General features: G+C 69.6%; 18 protein-coding genes. 9 read left to right on the forward strand and 9 right to left on the reverse strand.

All coding sequences use genetic code 11. The annotated features are described in order from the left end of the window. Positions 1-74: 74 nt before the first annotated feature. The 4 genes from OG598_RS17135 to OG598_RS17150 form a co-directional block, all read right to left on the reverse strand. On the reverse strand, positions 75-1,178 hold the full coding sequence (locus OG598_RS17135) for a substrate-binding domain-containing protein (protein ID WP_124822420.1): 1,104 nt from the start codon (positions 1,176-1,178) through the stop codon (positions 75-77). Positions 1,179-1,230: 52 nt separating this feature from the next. Further along, a complete protein-coding gene (mmsB, locus tag OG598_RS17140) occupies positions 1,231-2,529 on the reverse strand; it encodes a multiple monosaccharide ABC transporter permease (protein WP_328650109.1) in 1,299 nt (432 codons plus the stop codon). Then, complete coding sequence (gene mmsA, locus OG598_RS17145) at positions 2,526-4,073, reverse strand: multiple monosaccharide ABC transporter ATP-binding protein (protein ID WP_328650110.1); 1,548 nt, start codon at positions 4,071-4,073, stop codon at positions 2,526-2,528. The genes mmsB and mmsA overlap by 4 nt, the downstream gene beginning before the upstream one ends. A 544-nt stretch (positions 4,074-4,617) precedes the next feature. Then, entirely contained in the window at positions 4,618-5,796 is a 1,179-nt protein-coding gene (locus OG598_RS17150; RefSeq protein WP_328650111.1) for an alcohol dehydrogenase catalytic domain-containing protein, read from the reverse strand. A 134-nt stretch (positions 5,797-5,930) separates the two neighbouring features. Here OG598_RS17150 and OG598_RS17155 point away from each other — a divergent pair, with 134 nt between their 5' ends. Then, positions 5,931-6,515, forward strand: coding sequence for a TetR/AcrR family transcriptional regulator (locus OG598_RS17155; RefSeq protein WP_328650112.1), 585 nt, complete (start codon positions 5,931-5,933; stop codon positions 6,513-6,515). Next, positions 6,512-7,342, forward strand: a complete 831-nt coding sequence (locus OG598_RS17160) for an alpha/beta fold hydrolase (protein WP_328650113.1) — start codon at positions 6,512-6,514, stop codon at positions 7,340-7,342. The genes OG598_RS17155 and OG598_RS17160 overlap by 4 nt, the downstream gene beginning before the upstream one ends. Before the next feature lie 135 nt (positions 7,343-7,477). Here OG598_RS17160 and OG598_RS17165 read toward each other — a convergent pair whose 3' ends face one another. Continuing rightward, positions 7,478-8,191: an SDR family NAD(P)-dependent oxidoreductase gene (locus OG598_RS17165; protein ID WP_328650114.1), complete on the reverse strand. Its 714-nt coding sequence runs from the start codon at positions 8,189-8,191 to the stop codon at positions 7,478-7,480. Between the two features lie 68 nt (positions 8,192-8,259). On the opposite strand from OG598_RS17165, the gene OG598_RS17170 reads away from it, so the two are divergent. From OG598_RS17170 to OG598_RS17180, 3 genes are all read left to right on the forward strand, one after another. After that, positions 8,260-8,880, forward strand: coding sequence for a TetR/AcrR family transcriptional regulator (locus OG598_RS17170; protein ID WP_328650115.1), 621 nt, complete (start codon positions 8,260-8,262; stop codon positions 8,878-8,880). Between the two features lie 112 nt (positions 8,881-8,992). Then, positions 8,993-10,678 carry an ABC transporter ATP-binding protein/permease gene (locus tag OG598_RS17175; RefSeq protein WP_328650116.1) on the forward strand — a complete coding sequence of 562 codons (1,686 nt, stop codon included), beginning with the start codon at positions 8,993-8,995 and terminating at the stop codon, positions 10,676-10,678. After that, on the forward strand, positions 10,668-12,134 hold the full coding sequence (locus OG598_RS17180) for an aminotransferase class V-fold PLP-dependent enzyme (protein ID WP_328650117.1): 1,467 nt from the start codon (positions 10,668-10,670) through the stop codon (positions 12,132-12,134). The genes OG598_RS17175 and OG598_RS17180 overlap by 11 nt, the downstream gene beginning before the upstream one ends. A gap of 18 nt (positions 12,135-12,152) precedes the next feature. Here OG598_RS17180 and OG598_RS17185 read toward each other — a convergent pair whose 3' ends face one another. After that, positions 12,153-12,551, reverse strand: a complete 399-nt coding sequence (locus OG598_RS17185) for a hypothetical protein (RefSeq protein WP_328650118.1) — start codon at positions 12,549-12,551, stop codon at positions 12,153-12,155. A gap of 378 nt (positions 12,552-12,929) precedes the next feature. Between OG598_RS17185 and OG598_RS17190 the strand changes: the two genes are divergently transcribed. The 4 genes from OG598_RS17190 (at position 12,930) to OG598_RS17205 (ending at position 17,108) form a co-directional block, all read left to right on the forward strand. Continuing rightward, complete coding sequence (locus tag OG598_RS17190) at positions 12,930-14,189, forward strand: family 16 glycosylhydrolase (protein ID WP_328650119.1); 1,260 nt, start codon at positions 12,930-12,932, stop codon at positions 14,187-14,189. 170 nt (positions 14,190-14,359) lie between these two features. Further along, complete coding sequence (locus OG598_RS17195) at positions 14,360-15,382, forward strand: DUF4331 family protein (RefSeq protein WP_328650120.1); 1,023 nt, start codon at positions 14,360-14,362, stop codon at positions 15,380-15,382. Between the two features lie 180 nt (positions 15,383-15,562). Beyond that, positions 15,563-16,108, forward strand: coding sequence for a hypothetical protein (locus OG598_RS17200; protein WP_328650121.1), 546 nt, complete (start codon positions 15,563-15,565; stop codon positions 16,106-16,108). A gap of 76 nt (positions 16,109-16,184) precedes the next feature. Next, positions 16,185-17,108, forward strand: a complete 924-nt coding sequence (locus OG598_RS17205) for a hypothetical protein (RefSeq protein ID WP_328650122.1) — start codon at positions 16,185-16,187, stop codon at positions 17,106-17,108. A gap of 90 nt (positions 17,109-17,198) precedes the next feature. On the opposite strand, the gene OG598_RS17210 is transcribed toward OG598_RS17205, so the two are convergent. From OG598_RS17210 to OG598_RS17220, 3 genes are all read right to left on the reverse strand, one after another. Beyond that, entirely contained in the window at positions 17,199-20,207 is a 3,009-nt protein-coding gene (locus tag OG598_RS17210; protein WP_328650123.1) for a fibronectin type III domain-containing protein, read from the reverse strand. Between the two features lie 162 nt (positions 20,208-20,369). Next, on the reverse strand, positions 20,370-20,600 hold the full coding sequence (locus tag OG598_RS17215) for a DUF2188 domain-containing protein (RefSeq protein WP_091401205.1): 231 nt from the start codon (positions 20,598-20,600) through the stop codon (positions 20,370-20,372). 73 nt (positions 20,601-20,673) lie between these two features. Further along, positions 20,674-21,333, reverse strand: coding sequence for a M23 family metallopeptidase (locus tag OG598_RS17220; protein WP_328650124.1), 660 nt, complete (start codon positions 21,331-21,333; stop codon positions 20,674-20,676). Positions 21,334-21,368 lie beyond the last annotated feature (35 nt).

Consider the following 21,368-nt stretch of genomic DNA (forward strand, 5'->3'; position numbering starts at 1 on the left):
GGGTGCAGGGACGACGATGGGTCCCGGTAGAGGAGACCCGGGACCCATCGGCGTTACTACCTACCGTGCGGTGATTACTTGGTGAGCGGCGCGAGCTTCGGGTCGGTGGCGTACGCCTCAGCCGCGTTCGCCTTGGTGACGGCGACCGGCGGGAGCAGGTACGTGTCGACGACCTTGCTGCCGTTGTTGTAGGACTTGGTGTCGTTCACCTGCGGCTTGTCGCCGGCCTGGAGAGCCTTGACCATGTTGATGGTCTCCTTCACCAGGTTGCGGGTGTCCTTGTTGATCGTCATGTACTGCTCGCCCTTGACGATCGACTTGACCGACTCAACCTCGGAGTCCTGACCGGTGACGATCGGGGTCGGCTTGCCAGCACCCTTGACCGAGGTCAGGATGGCGCGGGCCAGCGTGTCGTTCGGGGAGAGGACGCCGTCCAGCTCCTTGTTGCCGTAGGTCGAGGTCAGCAGCTGGTCCATGCGGGCCTGCGCACCCTCGGCCTTCCAGCCCTGGATGGCGGTCTGCTTGACGTCCTTCTGACCCGAGGCGACGACCACGTTGCCCTTGTCGATCTCCGGCTTGAGCACGTCCATCGCGCCGTTGAAGAAGACACCGGCGTTGTTGTCGTCCGGCGAGCCGGAGAACAGCTCGATGTTGTACGGACCGTTCGGCTTCTTGGCCTTCATGCCGTCCAGCAGGGCCTGGCCCTGGAGCTGGCCGACCTTGAAGTTGTCGAACGCGACGTAGTAGTCGAGGTCCGGGGTGTTCGTGATGAGCCGGTCGTAGGCGATGACCTTCACGCCGGCCGTGTGGGCCGCCGCGACCTGGGTCGACAGCTGCGCGGCGTCGGTCGCGCCGATGACGATGACCTTGGCACCCTTGGTGACCATGGCGGTGATCTGGGCCTGCTGGTCGGCGACAGTGGTCGACGCGCCGGCGTACTGCACGTCACCCTGGAAGCCGGCCTCCTTGAGACCGTTGCTGAACAGGTCACCGGCGAGGACCCAGTTCTCCGAGGTCTTGGCCGGGAGGGCCACGCCGATCAGCGAGTTCGCCGCGAAGCCCTTGGCGGCCTCGCCGCCGGAGCCGCTGTCGCCGTCGCGGCCGGAACCGCAGCCGGCGAGGGCCAGCATGGCGGCGGCGCTGATGGCCACCACCGACGTGCCGAAGAATTTACGCATGGTGAGGACTTGCCTTTCTAGATGGTGAGGCGGGTAGAGAGGTCGGTGGCCGTCAGCCGGACACCGCTGCCTTGGCGGGCTCGCGCTCCGCGTCCGGCGGTGAGGCGGGTGGGGCGGAGTCGTCGCGGCGGAAGGGCCGCATCAGGCTCCCGATGATGGAGAAGCGCCCCTGGCTCTTGTTGTAGACGTCGATCGCGACGGCCAGCAACAGGACCAGACCCTTGATGATCTGGACGCGGTCGGTGCCGACACCCATGAGCTGGAGGCCGTTGTTGAGCACGGCCATGACGAGACCACCGACGATGGAGCCGCTGATGGTGCCGATGCCGCCAGCGACTGCCGCGCCACCGATGAAGACGGCGGCGATGGCGTCCAGTTCCCAGCCGTTGCCGTCCTGCGGTCCGGAGGCCGCCGAACGGGCCACGAAGATCATGCCGGCCAGGGCGGCCAGGACGGACATGTTCATCATGACGAAGAAGTTGACCCGCTTGAGCTTCACACCGGACAGCTCGGCCGCCCGGGAGTTGCCGCCCACCGCGTAGATGTGCCGGCCACCGGCCGTGTTGCGGGTGTAGAAGGAGTACGCGATGACCAGGACCAGCAGGATGATGCCGGAGATCGGGAAGCTGGTGCCGACGCGACCGCTGGCGAAGCGCAGCGCCGCGAAGGCGATGACGCCGACCATGATGGCCATCCGCAGGACGGAGATCCACATGGGCGCCGGGTCGGCGTCCATGGCCCGTCGGGTCTTGCGGGCCTGGATCTCGCGCCACACCACCGCCAACGCCGCGGCCAGGCCGAGTAGCAGCGTGGCGTTGTTGTAGCCGGTGTTCGGACCGAACTCGGGCAGGAAGCCGGAGCCGATCTCCCGGAAGCCCTCCGGCACCGGGACGGTGCTCGCGTTACCGATGAACTGGTTGCCGCCCCGGAAGAGCAGCATGCCCGCCAGGGTGACGATGAACGCCGGCACCCCGATGTAGGCCACCCAGAAGCCCTGCCAGGCGCCGATCACCGCGCCGATGGCGAGGCCGAACACGATGGCAGCGGGCCAGGGAAGGTCCCACTCGGTCATCGACTTGGCGACCAGGATGCCGGCGAAGGCGGCGACCGAGCCGACCGAGAGGTCGATGTGCCCGGCCACGATCACCATGAGCATGCCGATGGCCAGAATCAGAATGTACGAGTTCTGCTGGAACAGCGCGATCAGGTTGTCCGACCGCAGGGTGAGGCCGTCGGTCAGGATCTGGAACAGGACGACGATCGCCACCAGGGTGAAGATCATGCCGAACTGGCGAGCGTTGGAGGTGGTGCCTCCGAACAGGTTCTTCTGAAGGTCCTTCAATCGGCTCATCGTGTGGCCATCTTCTTCGTCGAGGTCATCTGCTTCATGAGGGTTTCCGGGGTGGCGTCCGCCCGGGCGATCTCGCCCGTGATGGCGCCTTCGAACACTGTGTAGATGCGGTCGCACAGCCCGATCAGCTCAGGCAGCTCCGAGGAGATGACAATGACGCCCTTCCCCTGGTCGGCGAGCCGCTGGATGATGCCGTAGATCTCGTACTTGGCACCCACGTCGATGCCACGGGTCGGCTCGTCGAGGATCAGCAGGTCCGGGTCGGTGAACATCCACTTGGCCAGGACGACCTTCTGCTGGTTGCCGCCGGAGAGCTTGGAGACGCTCTCGTCGACCGTCGGGGCCTTGGTCCGCAACTCCTTGCGGTACGACTCAGCCGCCTGGTATTCCTCGACCTCGTTCAGGACGCCGTGGTGCGAGATCTTGGACAGCTTGGCGGCCACCGTCGACGTCTTGATGTCGTCGAGCAGGTTGAGGCCGATCGCCTTGCGGTCCTCGCTGACGTAGGCGAGGCCGTTGTCGATGGCATCCGCCACCGACTTCAGGACGATCTCCTTGCCGTCCTTGATGATCGTGCCCGACTCGAACACCCCGTAGGAGCGGCCGAAGACACTCATCGCGAGTTCCGTGCGGCCCGCGCCCATGAGACCGGCGAAGCCGACGATCTCGCCGCGGCGCACCACGAAGCTCTCGTTCTTGCAGACCTGCCGCTCGGCGGAGATCGGGTGCCGGACGTTCCAGTCGCGGACCTCGAAGAAGACCTCACCGATCTTCGGCGTGTGGTCCGGGAACCGGCTGCTCAGCTCGCGGCCGACCATGCCCCGCACGATCCGGTCCTCGTCGACCCCGTCCGCCTTGACGTCGAGGGTCTCCACGGTCCGGCCGTCGCGCAGGATGGTGATCTGGTCGGCGATCGCCTCGATCTCGTTGAGCTTGTGCGAGATCATGATCGAGGTGATGCCACGGGAGCGGAAACCGCGCAGCAGGTCCAGCAGGTGCTTGGAGTCGGCCTCGTTCAGCGCCGCGGTGGGCTCGTCGAGGATGAGCAGCTTCACGTCCTTGGCGAACGCCTTGGCGATCTCGACGAGCTGCTGCTTGCCGACCCCGATGTCCTTGATCAGGGTGTCCGGGTTCTCTTCCAGACCGACCCGGGCCATCAGGTCCAGCGCCATCCGGTTCGCGGCCTTCCAGTCGATCGCGCCCCGCTTGCGCGGTTCGTTGCCGAGGAAGATGTTCTCGGCGATCGACATCCCTGGAATGAGCGCGAGCTCCTGGTGGATGATCACGATTCCGGCGTTCTCACTGGCCCGGATGTCGGAGAACTTGCTCTCCGACCCCTGGTAGATGATCTTGCCGTCGTAAGTGCCGTGCGGGTACACCCCGCTGAGCACCTTCATCAGGGTGGACTTGCCCGCGCCGTTCTCGCCGCAGATGGCATGGATCTCGCCGGCGCGAACCACCAGGTTGACGTCGGAGAGGGCCTTGACTCCGGGAAACTCCTTGGTGATGGAGCGCATCTCAAGGAGGATGGGCACGTCGCTCATCGCTCGTACCACCTCGCCAACGTCATCGGTTGCCTCCGGAAGGTTGAACCTTCACTTGGTTTTGTTGTTGACGGCAACGTATTGCGGCCGGAGGGCCATCCGCAAGGCGAGGGACTGTTGAAAAAGTAACAATCCGGTAATATAGATGTCGCACAGTGTTCGCCCGCCACAGCGGCAACGACAGCCCCTCCCGGTACCCCGCGCCTGACCGCAGCACCCACGCCCACCTGCGACAACGCGCCAATCGACCCCGGCCGTTCCCGCAGCTTTCCCACCAGGAAAGATGCCTCAGGGACGGTGCATCCGGTAACGCAGCGCACACGTCACGCCATCGAATGATGGGAATCGGGCATCAGGCAGCGCCGTCACGCGAGGCGCACCAGGAGCCTCTGGCGGCTGATGTGACCCACGCCTCTACCGGCCGTACGCATCGACGGCCACCATCCTGGAGCGACGTGCCTCGGACGACGGGTCAGAGCCCTGGCATCCGTTATGCGCAGTTCGTGACGGCACACCGCGACCGCAGGCCCGGAGCGTCGACCGCTCAGCTCGGATGCAGCACCGCCTTGATCACGCCGTGCTCCCGCCGGTCGAAGTGGCGGTACAGCTCAGGGGCGTCGGCGAGGGTGCCGTGGTGGGTGACGATCACGCTGGGCCGCGCCCGGCCCGCGACCACCAGGTCCCGCAGCAGGACGGTGTAGCGGCGGTCGTGGGTGCGACCGAACCGGACCGCGACCCCCTTGCTGAACAGTGCTCCCCAGGGCGCGACCACGTTCTCGTGACCGTCCGCGCCGGGCCCGGGGTGTGGGTCCCGATCCGGGTACACACCGGCGACCGCGATGGCGCCAGCGGCGTTGACCAGCCGGGCCGCGTCGGCGACGACCTGGTTCGGACGCTCCCGGTCGGGGTGCTCCCGGTCGCGGGCCTGGAACCCCACCGCGTCGATGACCTTGTCGACGCCGCCCAGTTTCTCCTCGCCGAGCGGCAGCCCGGTCCGGGCCCGGTCGGCGCGGATCTGCTCGACCGGGTCGCCCCGGCGGAAGTCGATCGGCACGGCGCCGATCTCGCCGGCCTTGTCGAGTCGGGCGTCGACCCCGTCGACGGAGTACACCACCCGGGCGCCTCGGAGCAGCGCCGAGTAGGCGCCGAGCAGACCGACGGTCCCGGCGCCGAACACCGCCACTGTGTCACCGGGCCCGACCTCGGCGAGGGTGGCGGCGGCGTGCCACCCGGTGACGAACGCGTCGGCGAGCAGCACGAAGTCGTCCTCGTACCCGTCCCCCGGCTCGCCGGGCAGGGGTACGCAGTTGGCGTCGGCCCACGGCACGCGCAGCAGGTCGGCCTGCGCACCCCGGTACGGGCCCATCCCCGCGTACCCGTACGCCGCGCCCGGCCCCTCGGCCCGGGCCCGCAGGCAGGCCGCCGAGAGCCCGCGAGCACACATCACACACGTCCCGCAGAACAGGTGCGTGGGGATCACCACCCGGGTGCCCGGTCGGACGGTCTGCACCGCGGCGCCCACCTCCTGCACCACGCCCAGCGGTTCGTGACCGAGCACCAGGCCGGGCTCGGCGCTGGTGCGTCCGTCGTACATGTGCAGGTCGGTGCCGCACAGGGCGGTGGAGGTGACCCGCACGAGCGCGTCGGTCTCCGCCTCCAGTGTCGCGTCGGGCACCTCCCGCACCGCGACAGTCCGGACGTCGGTGTAGACGACGGCTCTCATCCCGGCTCTCCTGTTCGGCGGTGGAACGGCCGGTCTTCCCCCGACTGCGCCGTTCATGCCTGCTCGACGGGGCAGCCGGCAGCGATGTTAACTTAGGGTCCCTAAGATGTTTCCTAGCGAAGCAAAGGTCTGTTATGCCACGGCAGGGTCTGACCAACGCCCGCGTCTCGGCCGCCGCAGCCGAGCTGGCGGATTCGGTCGGCCTGTCCCGGTTGACCGTCGCGGCCGTCGCCCGGCACTTCGGGGTCTCGGACGCCGCCCTGTACGTGCACGTCCGCAGCCGCGACGCGTTGATCGAGCACGTCGCGGTCCGGGCGGCGGCCACGTTCGCCGACACGCTCGCGATCGCGGTGGCGGGACGGGCCGGCCGCCAGGCCCTGGTCGGGTTCGCCGACGCCTGGCGCGCGTTCGCCGTCACCCATCCGGGGCAGTACGCGGCGACCCAGCTTCAACTGCCGCCCGAGGTCGGCACCCGGTCAGCCGGGCACCTCCGCATGATCGAGCTGAGCTACGCGATGCTGCGCGGGTACGGACTCGACGAGCCGGCCCTGACCGACGCGATGCGATTCGTCCGCAGCACCTTCCACGGCTTCACAAGCCTCGAAACGGTCGACGGGTTCGGGCATCCCCGCGCTGTCGACGCGTCGTGGCAGTCGATCCTCGACGCGGTGCACGCCACGTTGAGCAACTGGCCGATCCAGAAACAGGAGCAGCAGTGAGCAGCCTCGATCAGACGGTCGAGTCGGCCGACGGGAGTCACCTGGTGGTACGACGACTGGGCGTCGGTGACCCCGTCGTCCTGGTGCACGGCTCGGGTGGCGGGCTGCACTCCTGGGCCACCGTCGCGGAGCACCTCGCCCAGGACCACGAGGTGTGGCTGCCAGCCCGGCGCGGATACGGTCCCAGCGACGTCCCGACCGGCACCAAGTCCTTCCGGGACGAGACCGCCGATCTGCTCGCCGTCATCGGGGCCGCCCGGCAATCCTCGGGCCGACCGGTCCATCTCGTCGGCGCGTCCTACGGAGCGACAATGGCGTTGCACACCACCCTGGCTGATCCACGCGACGTACGCTCCCTGGCCATCTTCGAGCCGCCGCTCTTCGCGGCCGGGGCGCAGGTCGCGCCGTTGCTCGACCGGTACCGTGCCGCCTTCGAGCGCGACGACTCCGCCGCGATGGCAGCGGCCCTGAACGACGTGACGCGGGTTCCGGCCGAGATCGTCGCCGCGATCGCCGCCGGCGCGGGCGATCGGGTGCCCGATCCGGTCGAGGCGCGCCGCTCGGCGGTCGGCTGGCTGCACGATCTGGAGGCCCTCGCGCAGGACAGCACTGACATCACCCGGTGGTCCTCGATCACCGTGCCGACTCTGTTGCTGGCCGGCGCGGACACCTGGGAGCCGATGCCCACCACGATGAACACCCTCGCGAGGGCGATTCCGTCGGCCCGCTACGTCGTCTGGCCGGGTCAGTCGCACTTCGTGACCATGACGGCACCCACAGTGGTCGCCGACGCGCTGCGGCAGTTCTTCGCCGAGCTACCTGCCTGACCCAACACCACCCGGATGCCCGGCGGCGGCCGGTGGTGCACCGGCCGCCGCCACGAACATCTGCCGCGCCGACGCGCTGAACCCGGCCTGCAGCGCGGGCCCGGCGTGCGGCTACCCCCCTCTCGGTGTGCGGGATCAGTGACCGGCGTTCTGCCCGCCGTCGACGTGCAGGATCTCGCCGGTGACGAACGGGGCGGACTCGAGGTAGAGGACGGCGTCGACGACGTCGCTGGTCTCGCCCATCCGGCCGACCGGGTGCAGGCCCGCGAGCGTCTGGTGGGTCTCGACCGGGTGCATCGGGGTCTTGATGATGCCGGGCGCGACGGCGTTGACCCGTACGCCGCGAGCCGCGTACTCGATGGCCAGGGACTTGGTGGCCGAGCTGAGACCGCCCTTGGTCAGCGACGCGAGCGCCGACGGAACGTGCGAACTGGGCTGGTCGACGAAGCTGGTCGTGATGCTGACGATGTGCCCCGCGCCCCCGGCCAGCAGGTGCGGCAGGACGCGTCGGGTGAGGTGGAAGAAGCCGGCGAGGTTGACCCCGGTGACCAGGTCGAACTCCTCGTCGGTGTAGTCGGTGAACGGCTTGGCGACGAAGACGCCGGCGTTGTTCACCAGTGTGTCGATCCGCCCGAAGCGGTCCAGTGCGGCACGCACCACCCGCTCGGCGGTGTCGGCCTCGGCGATGTCGCCCTGGACCGTGACGACCTCCGGGTCGTCGGACGCGCCGATCGAGCGCGAGGTCGCCACGACGCCGTACCCGAGCTTGCGGTAGGCGACCACGAGGTCGGCGCCGATGCCCTGGGAGGCGCCGGTGATCACAACGACCTTCTGGTTCTGACTGTTCACGAGGAAACCACCTTCACTAGACGACTGGTCTACTAAAAGCTAGCCGACCGGTCGTGTATCGTCGAGGCATGGGTCGGACCAGTGACGCGAAGAACAAGATCCTCGACGCGGCCGCCACGCTGATCGAGCAGCGCGGCTACACGGCGCTCGGCGTGGCCGAGATCTGCGCGGCGGCGGGCGTGCCGAAGGGCAGCTTCTACTACTTCTTCGAGTCCAAGCAGGCGCTCGCCCGCACCGTCATCGACGAGCACTGGGTCACCCAGCGACGCCAGTGGGAGCAGTTGCTCGGTAGCGAGCGCGACCCGCTACAGCGGCTTCGGGACCTGTTCGAGGCCACCGAGGAGGTCCAGCGCGTCGGCCAGCAGAAGGCCGGCGTGGTCGCGGGCTGCCTGTTCGGCAACCTCGCCCTCGAACTCAGCAACCAGGCCGAGGAGATCCGCGGCCGGCTCCAGGAGATCTTCGAGGAGCAGATCAGCCTCATCGAGCAGGTCGTCGGCCAGGCGAAGGAGCGCGGCCTGGCGGGCCCGGCGGTCGACAGCCGGGAGGCCGCCCGGTCGATCGTCGCGCAGATCGAGGGGCGGGTCCTGCTCGCGAAGCTACTCAACGATCCGACCCAGCTGGAGACGCTGTGGCGCAACTGCCTCGATCTCCTCCAGGTGCCGGCGCAGGCGCGGACCACCACCGGCTGAACGGACGACGGTCGCTGACCGTCCACTCCGGGCGCACTGCGCGGCCGCTCAGTAGCATCGGCGAGGCACGATATTCAGGCGGACCACTCCCCGACCGGATCGAGCACTCGACATGACGACCGAGCAGACCACGTCTCCCCCGCGTGCCGCTGTCGGCATCGCCGCTCAGGGGCTGGGCCAGAGCGTCCGGAGCGGTCGCCAGATCCTGACCGACATCTCAGTGAGCATCGCGCCGGGCGAGCTGGTCGCGATCATCGGCGCCAGCGGCGCCGGTAAGACCACCCTGCTGGAGATCCTCGCCGGGGTACAGCGACCGGCATCGGGCACCGTGACGTACGACGGCACCACCGCGGCCGGCACCATCGGTGTCGTTCCGCAGGACGACATCATCCACCGCGAGCTGCCCCTGGCCCGCACCCTGCGCTACGCCGCCCGACTGCGCCTGCCCTCCACCACCGGGCCGGCCGAGATCAGTGACCGGGTCGCGGAGGTGCTCGCCGAGCTGCGACTCACCGACCGGGCCGCCACACCGGTCGGCCTGCTCAGCGGCGGTGAACGCAAACGCGCCAGCATCGCCGTCGAGCTGCTCACCCGACCCGGCGTGTTCTTCCTGGACGAGCCCACCTCCGGATTGGACCCGGCGATCGCCGTGGAGCTGCTCCGGGTGCTCCGCGCGCTCGCCGACACGGGTGCCACCGTCGTGCTGACCACTCACCAGATCACCGACGTGGACCACTGCGACCGGGTCGTCGTGCTGACCCGTCAGGGCCGGCTGGCCTTCTCCGGCACGCCGACCGCCGCCCGGGAGTTCTTCGGCCTGCGGTCCCTGGCCGAGGTGCACCTGCGGCTCGACGAAGCGACGCAACCCGCCGAGTGGCCCGATCGCTTCGCCGAGCAGCGCGCTGCCGAACAGCCGCCCCGTACCACCGACGACGCTGACGTCGCGGCGACGCCGCCCCGGCGCGTCGGCCGGCTGCGCCAGTGGGCGGTCCTCACCGCGCGCAACACGGAGATCGTCGTCCGCAACCGGCTGACCCTGGCGATCCTGCTCGGCTCGCCGCTGATGGTGCTCGGCATGTTCGCGCTGCTGTTCCGCCCTGGGGCGTTCGAGCCGACCAGACCCAGCCCGACGGTGACCGTGATGATCCTGTTCTGGATCGCGTTCGGCGGCTTCTTCTTCGGGCTGACCTACGGGCTCCTCCAGATCTGCACCGAGCTGCCGATCCTGCGTCGAGAGCGGCTGGCCGGTGTCCGGCTGGTCCCGTACCTGTTGGCGAAGGTCGCGGTGCTGCTACCGCTGCTGGCCCTGGTGGACCTGGCCCTGCTCGGGGTGCTGCGCGGCATGGACCGGCTGCCACCGGTCGGCGGCGCCGACTTCGCCGCCCTGTACGCGACGCTGCTGCTCTCCTCGGCGGCGGCGCTCGCCCTCGGGCTGCTCTGCTCGGCGGCCGTGTCCGACGCGGCCCAGGCGACGCTCATGCTGCCGATGCTCTGCTTCCCACAGGTGCTGTTCGTCGGCGCGATCCTGCCGGTGCCGGCGATGGCGGCCGGAGGTCAGTGGCTCAGCTACGCGATGTCGAACCGGTGGGCATTCGAGGGCTTGGGGCACACCGCCGGGGTGGAGCGGCTCTGGCGCGACGGCGGCTCCCCGCTCGGCCCGCCGCTGCTGGCCACGTACGGCGACAGTTTCTCCCGGCCGGTGTGGGTCGACTGGCTGGTGCTCGGCGGTTTCGGGCTGCTCTTCCTGGGCGCTGCCTGGGCGGTCCTGCTCCGACGGGATCCCCGCCGTGCGTCCTGACCCGACGCCGCCCGCCTCCCCCACGGCGCTGCCGGGATACGCAGCCACCGGCCGGATCGACGAGCTGCGCGCCACCGAGTACCGACACCTGGACACCGACGGGCAGGTGTACCTCGACTACGCCGGGGCCGGGGTGGCCGCCCAGGCGCAGGTTCGCGCCCACCACGACAGGTTGCTCGCCGGCTTGTACAGCAACCCCCACTCGGAGAACCCCACGAGCGTGGCCGCGGGCTCGCTGGTGGAGTCGGCGCGACGCGCGGTGCTCGACTTCTTCCACGCCGACCCGGCCGAGTACGCGGTCATCTTCACCCCGAACGCCAGCGGCGCCTGCCGGCTGGTCGGCGAGGCGTACGACTTCGGCCGGGCAGCGCCGCTGGTGCTCACCTGGGACAACCACAACTCGGTCAACGGCATTCGCGAGTACGCCCGGTCGGCTCGCGCGTCCGTACGCTACCTGCCGCTGAACGGGCCGGAACTGCGGATCGCCGAGTCGGATCTGGTCGCGGCGCTCGACGCCGGCAGTGGCGGCCTGACCCGTCGGTGGGGTCGACCCGGTCGGCGCGGGCTGTTCGCCTACCCGGCGCAGAGCAACTTCTCCGGGGTGCAGCACCCGCTGGGCTGGGTGGAGCTGGCCCAGCAGCGGGGCTACGACGTGCTGCTCGACGCTGCCGCCTTCGCGCCGACGAACCGGCTGGACCTCAGAGTCGTCCGACCGGATTTCGTCTGCCTGAGCTGGTACAAGCTCTTCGGCTACCCCACCGGGGTCGGCGCGCTGCTGGCTCGCCGCTCGGCGCTGGCCCGGTTGCGCCGGCCGTGGTTCGCCGGCGGCACGATCCGCGCGGTGAGCGTGCAGGGCGACTGGCACCGGCCGATGGACGACGAGTCGGCGTTCGAGGACGGCACGCTCAACTTCCTGAGCATCCCGGACGTGGAGTTCGGGTTGCGCTGGCTCGACTCGATCGGCGTGGACCTCGTCCACGCCCGGGTCGGCCTGCTCACCGAGTGGCTGCTGGAGCGGCTGGCCACCCTGCGGCACGACACCGGCGGGCCGCTGGTCCAGGTGTACGGGCCGACGACGGGTGCGGGGCGCGGCGGCACTGTGACCTTCAACCTCCGCCACCCGGACGGCACGCTGGTCGACGAACGGCTCGTGGCGCGGGAGGCGGCAGCGGCCGGCCTTTCCCTGCGTACCGGCTGTTTCTGCAACCCGGGCGCGGCCGAGGGCGCGTTCGGGATGAGCCGGACGTCGATGCGACAGCGGCTGTTGGCGGGGGTCGACACGATCGACCAGTACCTTGCCGCGCTGGGGCTGCCGACGGGCGGCGCGGTCCGCGTCTCGTTCGGACTGGCCTCGATTGCGACCGACGCGGAGCGCCTCGTCGACTTCGTCCAGTCGACCTACCTCAACCGGAGTGCCGGTACGCAGTCACCACTGCCACCTCGGCTGCGCTGCTGACCTGCCCGACCCCGCCGACTAGCTGACCTGGGCCACCGGCGCCGGGCGGTGCTTGATCTCCTCCATGAACGGGAACCGGGCGGTCAGCTCGGCGACCGTCAGGCCGGCCCGCCAGGCGGCGGCCACCTGGGCGACCTGCACAAGGTCCATGACGTCACCGCGGGCGAGAACCTCTCCCGAGACGCGCAGGTCGATCATGAAGTACCGGGCCTGCGAGCCCAGCCCGACGCAGACCACGCCCTCGTCGGAGTGCAGCTCGGCGCAGGTGAACCGGGCCCGCCCCTGCTCCGGCGCGGTCACCCGGCCGACGTCGAGCCCGTGGCGGGCAGCGGTTTCGATCAACGCGGGGGCCAGGCCACCCCGCTCGACCAGATCCGGGTAGAGGCGCACACCCAGCGCCGTCGACGCCTCGCTCATGACTGACTCCCACTTCCTTGTGACAGAGACCAGCAGCGCGCAGGTTACGGGAAAGTTTCCGGCACGCCTCGTCATCCTGTCCCGCGTGGACGCCCCACGGCAATAGGAAGGGTCGATTCGACCGCTATCGAGTAACACTCGGCCGCGCCGAACTCCTTCGATGGGTCGGCGTCGTCCATCTCGGAGCCATCGATCGATGCCACGGCAACGATCGGAATCGGCGCTCCACCGCTCACTGGTCAGCATCGGGCGGTAACGGACGGTCGTGATATTGGAAACACTCTTGACAGAAAGACATGATATCGACATGCTTCGCTTTAGAGAGCGCTCTCTATCCTGGTAAAACGCCCCCACCACCCCCAAGCTGAGGAGCCTCCCGTGTTCACAGCCCGGCCCAGCCTCCGCTTCCGTCCCCTCGTACTCCTGGCGGCCGCCCTCGTCGCGACCGCGACGGCGCTCGTCGTCCCGGCGCACCCCGACCGGGCCGAGGCCGCCATCGGCCCCATCAGCTGGCAGGACGAGTTCAACTCCTCCGCCGGCACGCCCGTCGACCAGAACAAGTGGCGGTTCGACACCGGTGGCGGCGGCTGGGGCAACAACGAGCGGCAGTACTACACGAACAGCACCAGCAACGCCGTCCACGACGGCCAGGGCAACCTGGTCATCACCGCCCGCCGGGACAATCCCGCCAATTACCAGTGCCACTACGGGCGCTGCGAGTACACGTCGGCGCGGTTGCTGACGGCTGCCACCTTCACCCAGACGTACGGGCGGTTCGAGGCCCGGATCAAGGTCCCGCGTGGTCAGGGCATCTGGCCGGCCTTCTGGATGCTCGGCACCGGCGGCGGGTGGCCCGACGCCGGCGAGATCGACGTCATGGAGAACATCGGCCGGGAGCCCAACACCGTCTACGGCACCGTGCACGGGCCCGGCTACTCCGGAGGCGGCGGCATCACGGGCAGCCGCACCCTCGGCGCGCCGCTCGCCGACACCTTCCACACCTACCGTGTGGACTGGGAGCCGAACGTCATCACCTGGTACGTCGACGGGGTGCAGTACCACCGGGTCGATCCCGCTCGGCTCGGCGGCAACCGCTGGGTGTTCGACCACCCCTTCTTCATGATTCTCAACGTGGCGGTCGGTGGTAACTGGCCCGGCTACCCGGACGGCTCGACCCAGTTCCCGCAGCAGATGCTCGTCGACTACGTCCGGGTGTCCAGCTACACCTCGGGTGGCGGGGGCGAACCCACTCCCGGCACCAACCGGATCCGGGGCGCGCAGAGCGGTCGCTGCATCGACATCCCCGGCGCCAACCCGGTCGAGGGCGCCAAACTCCAGATCTGGGACTGCAACACCACTGCGGCCCAGAGCTGGACCTTCGCCTCCGACGGGACCGTCCGCGCGATGGGCAAGTGCATGGACCCGGCCTGGGCCGGCACCGCCAACGGCACCGAGGTCAACCTGGTCAGCTGCAACGGCAACACCGCGCAACGCTTCACCCTCAACGCCTCCGGCGACCTGGTCAACCTCAACGCCAACAAGTGCGTGGACGTACGGGAGGCCAACCCCAACAACGGCGGCAAGCTGCACCTGTGGGACTGCCTCGGCGCCGCCAACCAGAAGTGGTCTCGCATCTGATCACCCGAGCACCAAGGCGTGGGCCGTCCGAGGAGAACTCGGGCGGCCCGTCGCCGTTGGAGCCCCTCGCCCACCTCCTCGAACCGGATTAACTCGATGGGCGGGGAGGCCAGGCTCATGCCCACTATGTTCGGATTAGTCCAGAATCCGGCAGTTCCGGGAGTGAGCTCATGTCGCACCACCTCGATACGCCCCTGGCCGCTCAGGGCGGCCAGTTGTACATCGACGACCTGTACGTCTTCAACGGCGACCGCGCCACGGTGTTCGTCATGGACGTCAACAGCTCGGTGACCAAGGCCGACATCAAGCGCGGCTTCCACGCCGAGGCGCGTTACGAGATCAAGATCCACATCAACGGCACCGATGTGGAGGACCTGACCTACCGGTTCGCCTTCGGCGAGCCGGACGGCGACGCCCGGCAGGCCCTTCAGTTGTACGAGCTCACCGGCGCGGACGCCCGCGACGACGCCGCCATGGGCACCCCCATCGCCGAGGGGCGCACCGGCGAGGTGACCACCGGCGGCAACGTCCGGATCTGGGCCGGCCGGATCACCGACCCCTTCTACATCGACCTCGACGAACTCGCCACCATCAACGGCGCGGTCAAGAACGGTTCGCCTGTGGACCGGTCGGCGTGGCGGGTCGACCAGGCCAAGAACAGCTTCGCCGGCACCACGGTCGAGTCGATCGTCCTCGAGGTCTCCCACGACGAGCCGCTGCTGCGCGACGGCACCGAGATCGGCGTGTGGTGTCGCACCATGCTGGCCACCGACGCCGGCGGATGGCGCCAGATCAACCGCGCCGGCCACCCCATGATGTGGCCGATCTTCTGGCCCCACGACACCGACTTCTCCGACCCCGCGAACTTCCGGCACCCCAGCAACGACCTCACCGAGGGCGGCGAGGAGATCGCGAACGCGGTCGCCGGGGTGGTGAAGGCGAACGGCACCGCACCGGATCCGCAGGCGTACGGCTGGAGCGTCGCCCGGCAGCTCTACCCCGATCTGCTGTCGTACAAGGTCGGCACGGCCGCGAACTTCGGCTTCGCGGTCCGTAACGGGCGCACCCTGGCCGACAACGCGCCCGAGGTGATGTTCTCCCTGGTCCTCAACACCGGCACCACGGCCGGACTCACCTCGGAGGTCACCAAGGCCGCCCGTTCCGCCACGTTCCCGTACGTGGTCGCGGCCTGAATCCGCTCGCAAGGGCTCGGCGGCCAGCACGGCGCCGAGCCCTTGCCGTGCGCGCCCTCGGTGACGGCCACGCTTCGAACGCCCACCGGGTGATGCTTGCACCATTAAGGCGGGTATGGGCGTTTTGCGCAGTTAGTCTTCTCAGTGCTTCCCAGGGTTCTTTAGGACAAAGGAGACTCGATGCGTAGAAAGATTCTCGCGGGCTTGGCCGGCGTCGCCGCCGTCGTCGCGCTCGCCGGACCGGCCGCCGCGGACACCACGGGCGACACGATCGTGACCCTCACCGTCGACGCTGCCGGCGGCCTGTCGATCACGGTGCCGGCGACGGCGAACATCGGCCACGGCGTGGAGGGCTCGACCATCTCCGGTCAGCTCGGCCCGGTCACGGTGCTGGACCAGCGCGGGGCGCTCACCCCCAACTGGACCGCCAACGTCATCTCCACCGACTTCGTCACCGGAGGAGGCACCTCCGGGGAGACGATCCCCAACATCAACGTCCTGTACTGGTCCGGCCCCGCCACGGCGACCGCCGGTGGCGGCGCGTTCACACCGGGTCAGCCGACCGCCGCACAGGCAGTGATCATCAACGTCCCCCGGACGGCGATGACCCACACCGGCGGCACCGGCAACAACTTCGCCACCTGGAACCCGACCCTGGTGGTGAACGTGCCCGTCGGCACCGTCCAGGGTGTCTACACGGGGACGGTGACACATTCGGTGTTCTGAGCCGCTCGGCCGGCTGGTGCTGCTGGCCTCGGTCGCCCTCGTGGCGCTCGGGGTTTCGGCGGCACCAGCCGTTGCCGTGCGGGAGCAGCGACAGGAGCCGGCCGAGGAAGCCGCGATCAGCATCCGGATGCTGGACATCCCGGCCAGCCGGGTGCAGGACCCCCGGGCCCAGGTCTACATAGTGGACCACCTGAAGCCCGGGACGACGATCAACCGCCGGGTCGAGGTGCAGAACACCTCCACCGAGACGCAGAAGATCGAGTTCTATTCCGGCGCCGCGTCGGTCGAGAACAACGCCTTCACAGTGCCCGAGGGGCGTACAGGCAACGAACTCAGCGGTTGGATCCGGCTGAAGACCGCCACGATGGAGCTGGACCCGGGCGAGCGACAACCGGTCGCGGTCGAGCTCGCCGTGCCGAAAAAGGCGTCGAAGGGCGAACGGTACGCCGCGATCTGGGCGCAGGTCACCAGCGCGAAGGAACGCACCGGCAACGTCACCCAGATCCACCGGGTGGGCATCCGGGTCTACCTCGACGTCGGCCCGGGTGGTGAGCCGCCAACGGACTTCCGGATCGAAGGGTTGGCCGCGGAACCCGGCACCGGTGAGTTCCCAGTGGTCACCGCGAAGGTCACCAATACCGGCGAACGCGCGCTGGACATGACCGGCACCCTGTCGCTGACCAAGGCGGCGGTCCAGGCTGGCCCGTTCAAGGTGACAAACGGCGTGACGATCCTGCCCGGCCAGAGCGGCCAGGTCCGGATCGAGGTCAATCAGGCCCTGCCCGCCGGGACCTGGGACGTCCACGCGAAGCTCGCCAGCGGCACCGTGGAACGCACAGCGACCGGGACGATCGTCCTGCCCGTCGCAGCGCCGATGACTGTCGCGACGTCCAGCGGGCCGAGTTGGCTGGTCTACGCGGTCGGCGGGGTCGCCCTGCTGGTGCTGGTCACCATTGGTGGCTGGTACCTCGTCCGGCGGCAGCGGGCCCAGTTCGCCTGACGTTTCCCGACCAGAGACTGCCCGGCCGTTCCGAAGGGAACGGCCGGGCAGCGACGTCTGCGGGTGCGGGCCGCGGACCAGCCGGCTCGTCTAGAGGACGGAGTGCGTCACGACCGCCACGTAGTCGCCGACCACCACCCCGGACGGGAGGGTCACGAACAGCGTGGGGTTCCAGGTGGCGGAGTTCGGGCCTCCCGTCTGGCCGGACCACCCGGCGGCCGTACGCGGCGTGTCCAAAACCGCACCGGGCTGCGGGACGAAGGATCCGACCCCGGTGCTGGCAAGGACGGGCCCGGAGGCGTACGTGATGTTGCTGTTGGGGATGGTCTCGGCACCCGAGCCGGAACCGGTGGTGAAGCTGGTGCTGGACACGACGCTGACCCAGTTGCCGGAGAACGGCCCACGGTCGTCGATGACGGTCACCGGGCCGAGTTGGCCCGAGACGCCGGTCGTGCCCGAGGTGACGGTGCCGAGCGCCGAGATCGCCGGGACGCTGATGGAGAGCCCACCGAGCGGGGTGATGACCAGGTCGACCGGTCGGGTCGCGGACTGGTCGAACGAGTCGGTCACCCGGACGGTGAACGGGAACGTCCCGGACACTGTGGGCGTGCCGGAGAGCAGGCCGGTGACCGGGTCGAGGGTCACCCCGGCGGGCAGGCTCCCGGCGCTGACCGACCAGGTGAACGGGCCGGTGCCGCCGGTGACGGTGAGCTGGTACTGGTACGGCTCGTACGCCTTGCCGGGTGGGGGCGGTGGGAAGGTCAGCGTCGGCGACGCGTTGACGGTCACCGACCCGGAGGGGGCCGATTGTGGGCCGGTCCCGCCGGCGTTCGTCGCGGCCACCCGGAAGGTGTACGTGGCACCGCCGGTCAGCCCGGTGACGATCTGGGTCGTCGCCGTTCCGGTGAAGACCCGGGGTGTCTGCGCCACCCCGCCGAGGTACGGCGTCACGGTGTAGCCGGTGATCGGCGATCCACCGTTGGCCGGGGCCGTCCAGCTCACAGTGGCGGCGTTGGTTCCGGCGGTGGCCGCTGTGTTCGTCGGCGCTCCCGGCAGTGTGTACGGGACCACCGCCGCCGAGGGTGGGCTGGCCGCGCCGGTCCCGAACGCGTTCACCGCCGCCACCCGGAAGGTGTACGACGAGCCCGCAGTCAGCCCGGTCAGGGTGCGGCTGGTGGTGGAGGCGTCGAAGGTGACTGTCGGTTGGGTGACGCCGTCCCGGATCGGGGTGATCAGGTAGCTGGTGATCGGGCTGCCGTTGCTCGCCGGCGCTGTCCAGCTCACTGTGGCGCTGGTGACGCCCGCGACCGCTGTGGGCGCGGCTGGCGTGCCCGGCGCGGAGGCGTAGACGTAGGTCGCCGATCCGGCGGAGCCCCGGGTGACGACGCTGACAGTGACCGTCGCCGGGCTGGACCGGGCGGGCATGGCGGAGATGGCGAGTGTGCCGTTGGGGTTGACTGTGAAACAGCCGGCGGCCGGGCCGGAGGTGCACGGCACCAGCAGCACCGACGTGCCGGCCTGCTGCTCGGCGGCCGTTCCGATGGTGATCGCTGTCGCTCCGGTGAGGTTGCTGCCGCCGACGGTGACCGCGATGCCGCCGGCGATCGAGCTCTGCGCCGGGGTGACGGTGACGCCGCTCGGTGCGGCGGCCGGCGCAACGGGTGTGGTGACGGTGGAGTAACCCGGGTTCGCGTCGATCGACGACGAGGTCGCCACAGTCGCGGTCTGGATCTGCGTCGGCGTCACGCCGGTGCCGGTGACGGTCGCGACGACGGTGATGGGCGGCAGGGAGGTGCCGCCGGCGAACGGGCCGTTGCTGTTGATGCAGGTGATGGTCTGTCCGGACGGTGCGGCGCAGACCCAGCCGGAGCCGTACGCGGCGCGTGGGACGACACCGGCGGGCACGGTCTGGGTGACCGAGATCGGTGACGTCTCGGTGGCGCCGGCATCGACCCCCGCCGTGATCGAGTAGGTGACCGGGTCTCCGGGCTGTGGGGTGGCACCGACCGCGCTGGTCTGCGTCACGTTCAGGTCCGGAACCGGGTTGAAGCTGACCGCCCGAGCGTTGTCGACCTCATGGAAGTCGGTGACCGAACCGGTCGAGCCCACCCAGCCGAAGGCGAGTTGTCGGGGGTATCCGCTGGCGTTCAGCCAGGTCGGCGACGGGTACAGGTTCGGCGACACGACGGGGAGGCTGCCGGCCAGGGTCCGTGCCGACCCACCGACCGGTGTGAACCTGACCCGGTACTCCCCGGCCGGAACGGTGATGCCGGTGTCGGTGGTGAACGAGGACGAGGTGGTGTTGGCGACCACCTCGACCGGCACCACCGAGGCGGCCCGGGTGCTGGCGCGCAACGGCACGGCCGGCGACGAGGTGCTGGTGGCGGTGCTGTTGATCGCGCAGTAGCCGACCCCGTTGCGGCCCGGCCCCCGGATCACCACCTGGCCGGGGACCCGCGTGTTCGTGGTCGAGATGTAGGGCGGATTCGTGCAACCGGTGCCCTGGTAGAGGCTGTTGCTGAAGTTGCCGAAGACGTCCAGCCCGATGCCCAGGTAGCCGTTGGACAGACCCACCGAGCCACCGTTGAACGCCGCCGAGTAGCCCAGCGATCCGCCCGACTGGCCGATCACCGCCGGGGACCGCGGGTTGGCGGGGTCGACCGCGGCCAGCGCGAACGCCAGGCCGTCCGCTCCGGTGCTGATCCCGCCGTACTGATAGGTGTTGAAGGTGACGTGCAATCCCTGGGAGGTGGGCACGCTCACCGCACCGAACACGCCGCCCTGCCGGTTCGCGACGGCCGGGGTGAGGCGCAACTTGCCCGAGCCCTGCGGATCGGTTGTCGTCGGGCAGCTCAGCAGCGGGCCGATGGTCGAGTTGCCGGCGGCGCTCAGGCAGGCGACGTTGGTCGCGGTCGCGGCCGGCACGCCCGGCACCGTCACCGCCCCGACGCCGTCCGGGGTGTTGTTGTGAAACGGCTGGTCGAACAGGACGGACCCGGCCGCCCACGCGGGGAGCGGCGCGACCGCGAGGACTCCCACGGTCACGGCTACCGCCAGCGCTGCGATGCTGCTCGGACGACGTCGGCCCCGAAACGACATGCCCACTCCCAGCTTTCACTCCAGTCCCGAGTTGGACTATATCCCCCCAAAGCACCCATATCTCTCGTACATGGATAAAGCCGGCTTGCTACCCGCAGCGCAAAAAGCGGACCGACCCCCTGGGTCACGCCGGGGAGGTCGGTCCGCTGAGACTGGAAGCCGTCAGCCCTCGATGTCCCGAGGGTCGCGACTGCGGGGGTAGGTGTTCTTCTCCCCGATCGTGCCGTCCTGCTTCTTGATCACGTGTTCGACGCCGCGGTCGGCCGCCATCTCGCGGCCCTGGGCCTGCGCGTCAGCCTTCACGTCATGCGTGCTGCTGGCCCGCTCCTGGCCCTCCGGCTTGTTCTTCCACTGCCCGTCCTCGTGGTACGTGTCGACGTCACCCTTGGCCATGACCGGCTCCTCCCTGCGTCTGCGCTGTCCCCCGAATCAGTGCCCCCGAGCCGCGCCGGGCAAACTGCGGTCCTCAGGAGACGGCCGGGCAGTTGTTGCTCACCCGCCGCAGGATCTGTTCGCGTTCGTCGGTGGTGATGCCCGACGGCGTGCCGTCGAAGTGGGTCTCGACCTTGTCCCAGCCGCGGCGCTGCTCGTAGTGCAGGTGCGGGGCTCCGGAGTTGCCGGTGCTGCCGAGCCGCCCGATCTGGTCACCCTGGGCGACCTTCTGCCCGACGGTCACCAGCGGCGGTTCGAGCATGTGCAGGTACTGCGTCTCCCACTTGCCGCCGTGGTCGATCTTCACCCAGTAGCCGCCGCCGCGCCCCCGTGGGCCCTCCGGGTTCTCCGGGGTCCGACCACCGAGCGAGCCGTTGATGCCCGCCACTGTGACAGTGCCGGCGTACGAGGCGAGCACCGGCCGACCCCACGTCTCGCCCTCGACCGGAAAGAAATCGACGTCGTAGTCGTCGTGACCGGGGTAGGTGCTGAGTTGCCACGTCTCGCCGCAGGTCACCGGCATCTGGAAGAGCGGGCGCGGCCCGGCCGGTCGCAGCATCGGCACCGCGACCACCGCGACACCCACGACGGCGGCCGCCGCGACGAGCGCGAGCAGGAGACGGATGGCGCGGCTTCGAGGGCGGCGGTGGGAGCGGGATCTGGTGGGGCGACCGGTCGTCACCGGCCCGAGCATGGCAGATCCCGGCAACGTTCCGATCCCGAGGTGGC

This window comes from Micromonospora sp. NBC_00330 (assembly GCF_036136635.1).
Classification (GTDB): domain Bacteria; phylum Actinomycetota; class Actinomycetes; order Mycobacteriales; family Micromonosporaceae; genus Micromonospora; species Micromonospora salmantinae.

Excerpts from the sequence above, each read along its gene's own strand:
- OG598_RS17135 (WP_124822420.1), bottom strand. The coding sequence starts at position 1,178 with ATGCGTAAATTCTTCGGCACGTCGGTGGTGGCCATCAGCGCCGCCGCC.
- mmsB (WP_328650109.1), bottom strand. The coding sequence starts at position 2,529 with ATGAGCCGATTGAAGGACCTTCAGAAGAACCTGTTCGGAGGCACCACC.
- mmsA (WP_328650110.1), bottom strand. The coding sequence starts at position 4,073 with ATGAGCGACGTGCCCATCCTCCTTGAGATGCGCTCCATCACCAAGGAG.
- OG598_RS17150 (WP_328650111.1), bottom strand. The coding sequence starts at position 5,796 with ATGAGAGCCGTCGTCTACACCGACGTCCGGACTGTCGCGGTGCGGGAG.
- OG598_RS17155 (WP_328650112.1), top strand. The coding sequence starts at position 5,931 with ATGCCACGGCAGGGTCTGACCAACGCCCGCGTCTCGGCCGCCGCAGCC.
- OG598_RS17170 (WP_328650115.1), top strand. The coding sequence starts at position 8,260 with ATGGGTCGGACCAGTGACGCGAAGAACAAGATCCTCGACGCGGCCGCC.
- OG598_RS17175 (WP_328650116.1), top strand. The coding sequence starts at position 8,993 with ATGACGACCGAGCAGACCACGTCTCCCCCGCGTGCCGCTGTCGGCATC.
- OG598_RS17185 (WP_328650118.1), bottom strand. The coding sequence starts at position 12,551 with ATGAGCGAGGCGTCGACGGCGCTGGGTGTGCGCCTCTACCCGGATCTG.
- OG598_RS17195 (WP_328650120.1), top strand. The coding sequence starts at position 14,360 with ATGTCGCACCACCTCGATACGCCCCTGGCCGCTCAGGGCGGCCAGTTG.
- OG598_RS17200 (WP_328650121.1), top strand. The coding sequence starts at position 15,563 with ATGCGTAGAAAGATTCTCGCGGGCTTGGCCGGCGTCGCCGCCGTCGTC.
- OG598_RS17210 (WP_328650123.1), bottom strand. The coding sequence starts at position 20,207 with ATGTCGTTTCGGGGCCGACGTCGTCCGAGCAGCATCGCAGCGCTGGCG.
- OG598_RS17215 (WP_091401205.1), bottom strand. The coding sequence starts at position 20,600 with ATGGCCAAGGGTGACGTCGACACGTACCACGAGGACGGGCAGTGGAAG.
- OG598_RS17220 (WP_328650124.1), bottom strand. The coding sequence starts at position 21,333 with ATGCTCGGGCCGGTGACGACCGGTCGCCCCACCAGATCCCGCTCCCAC.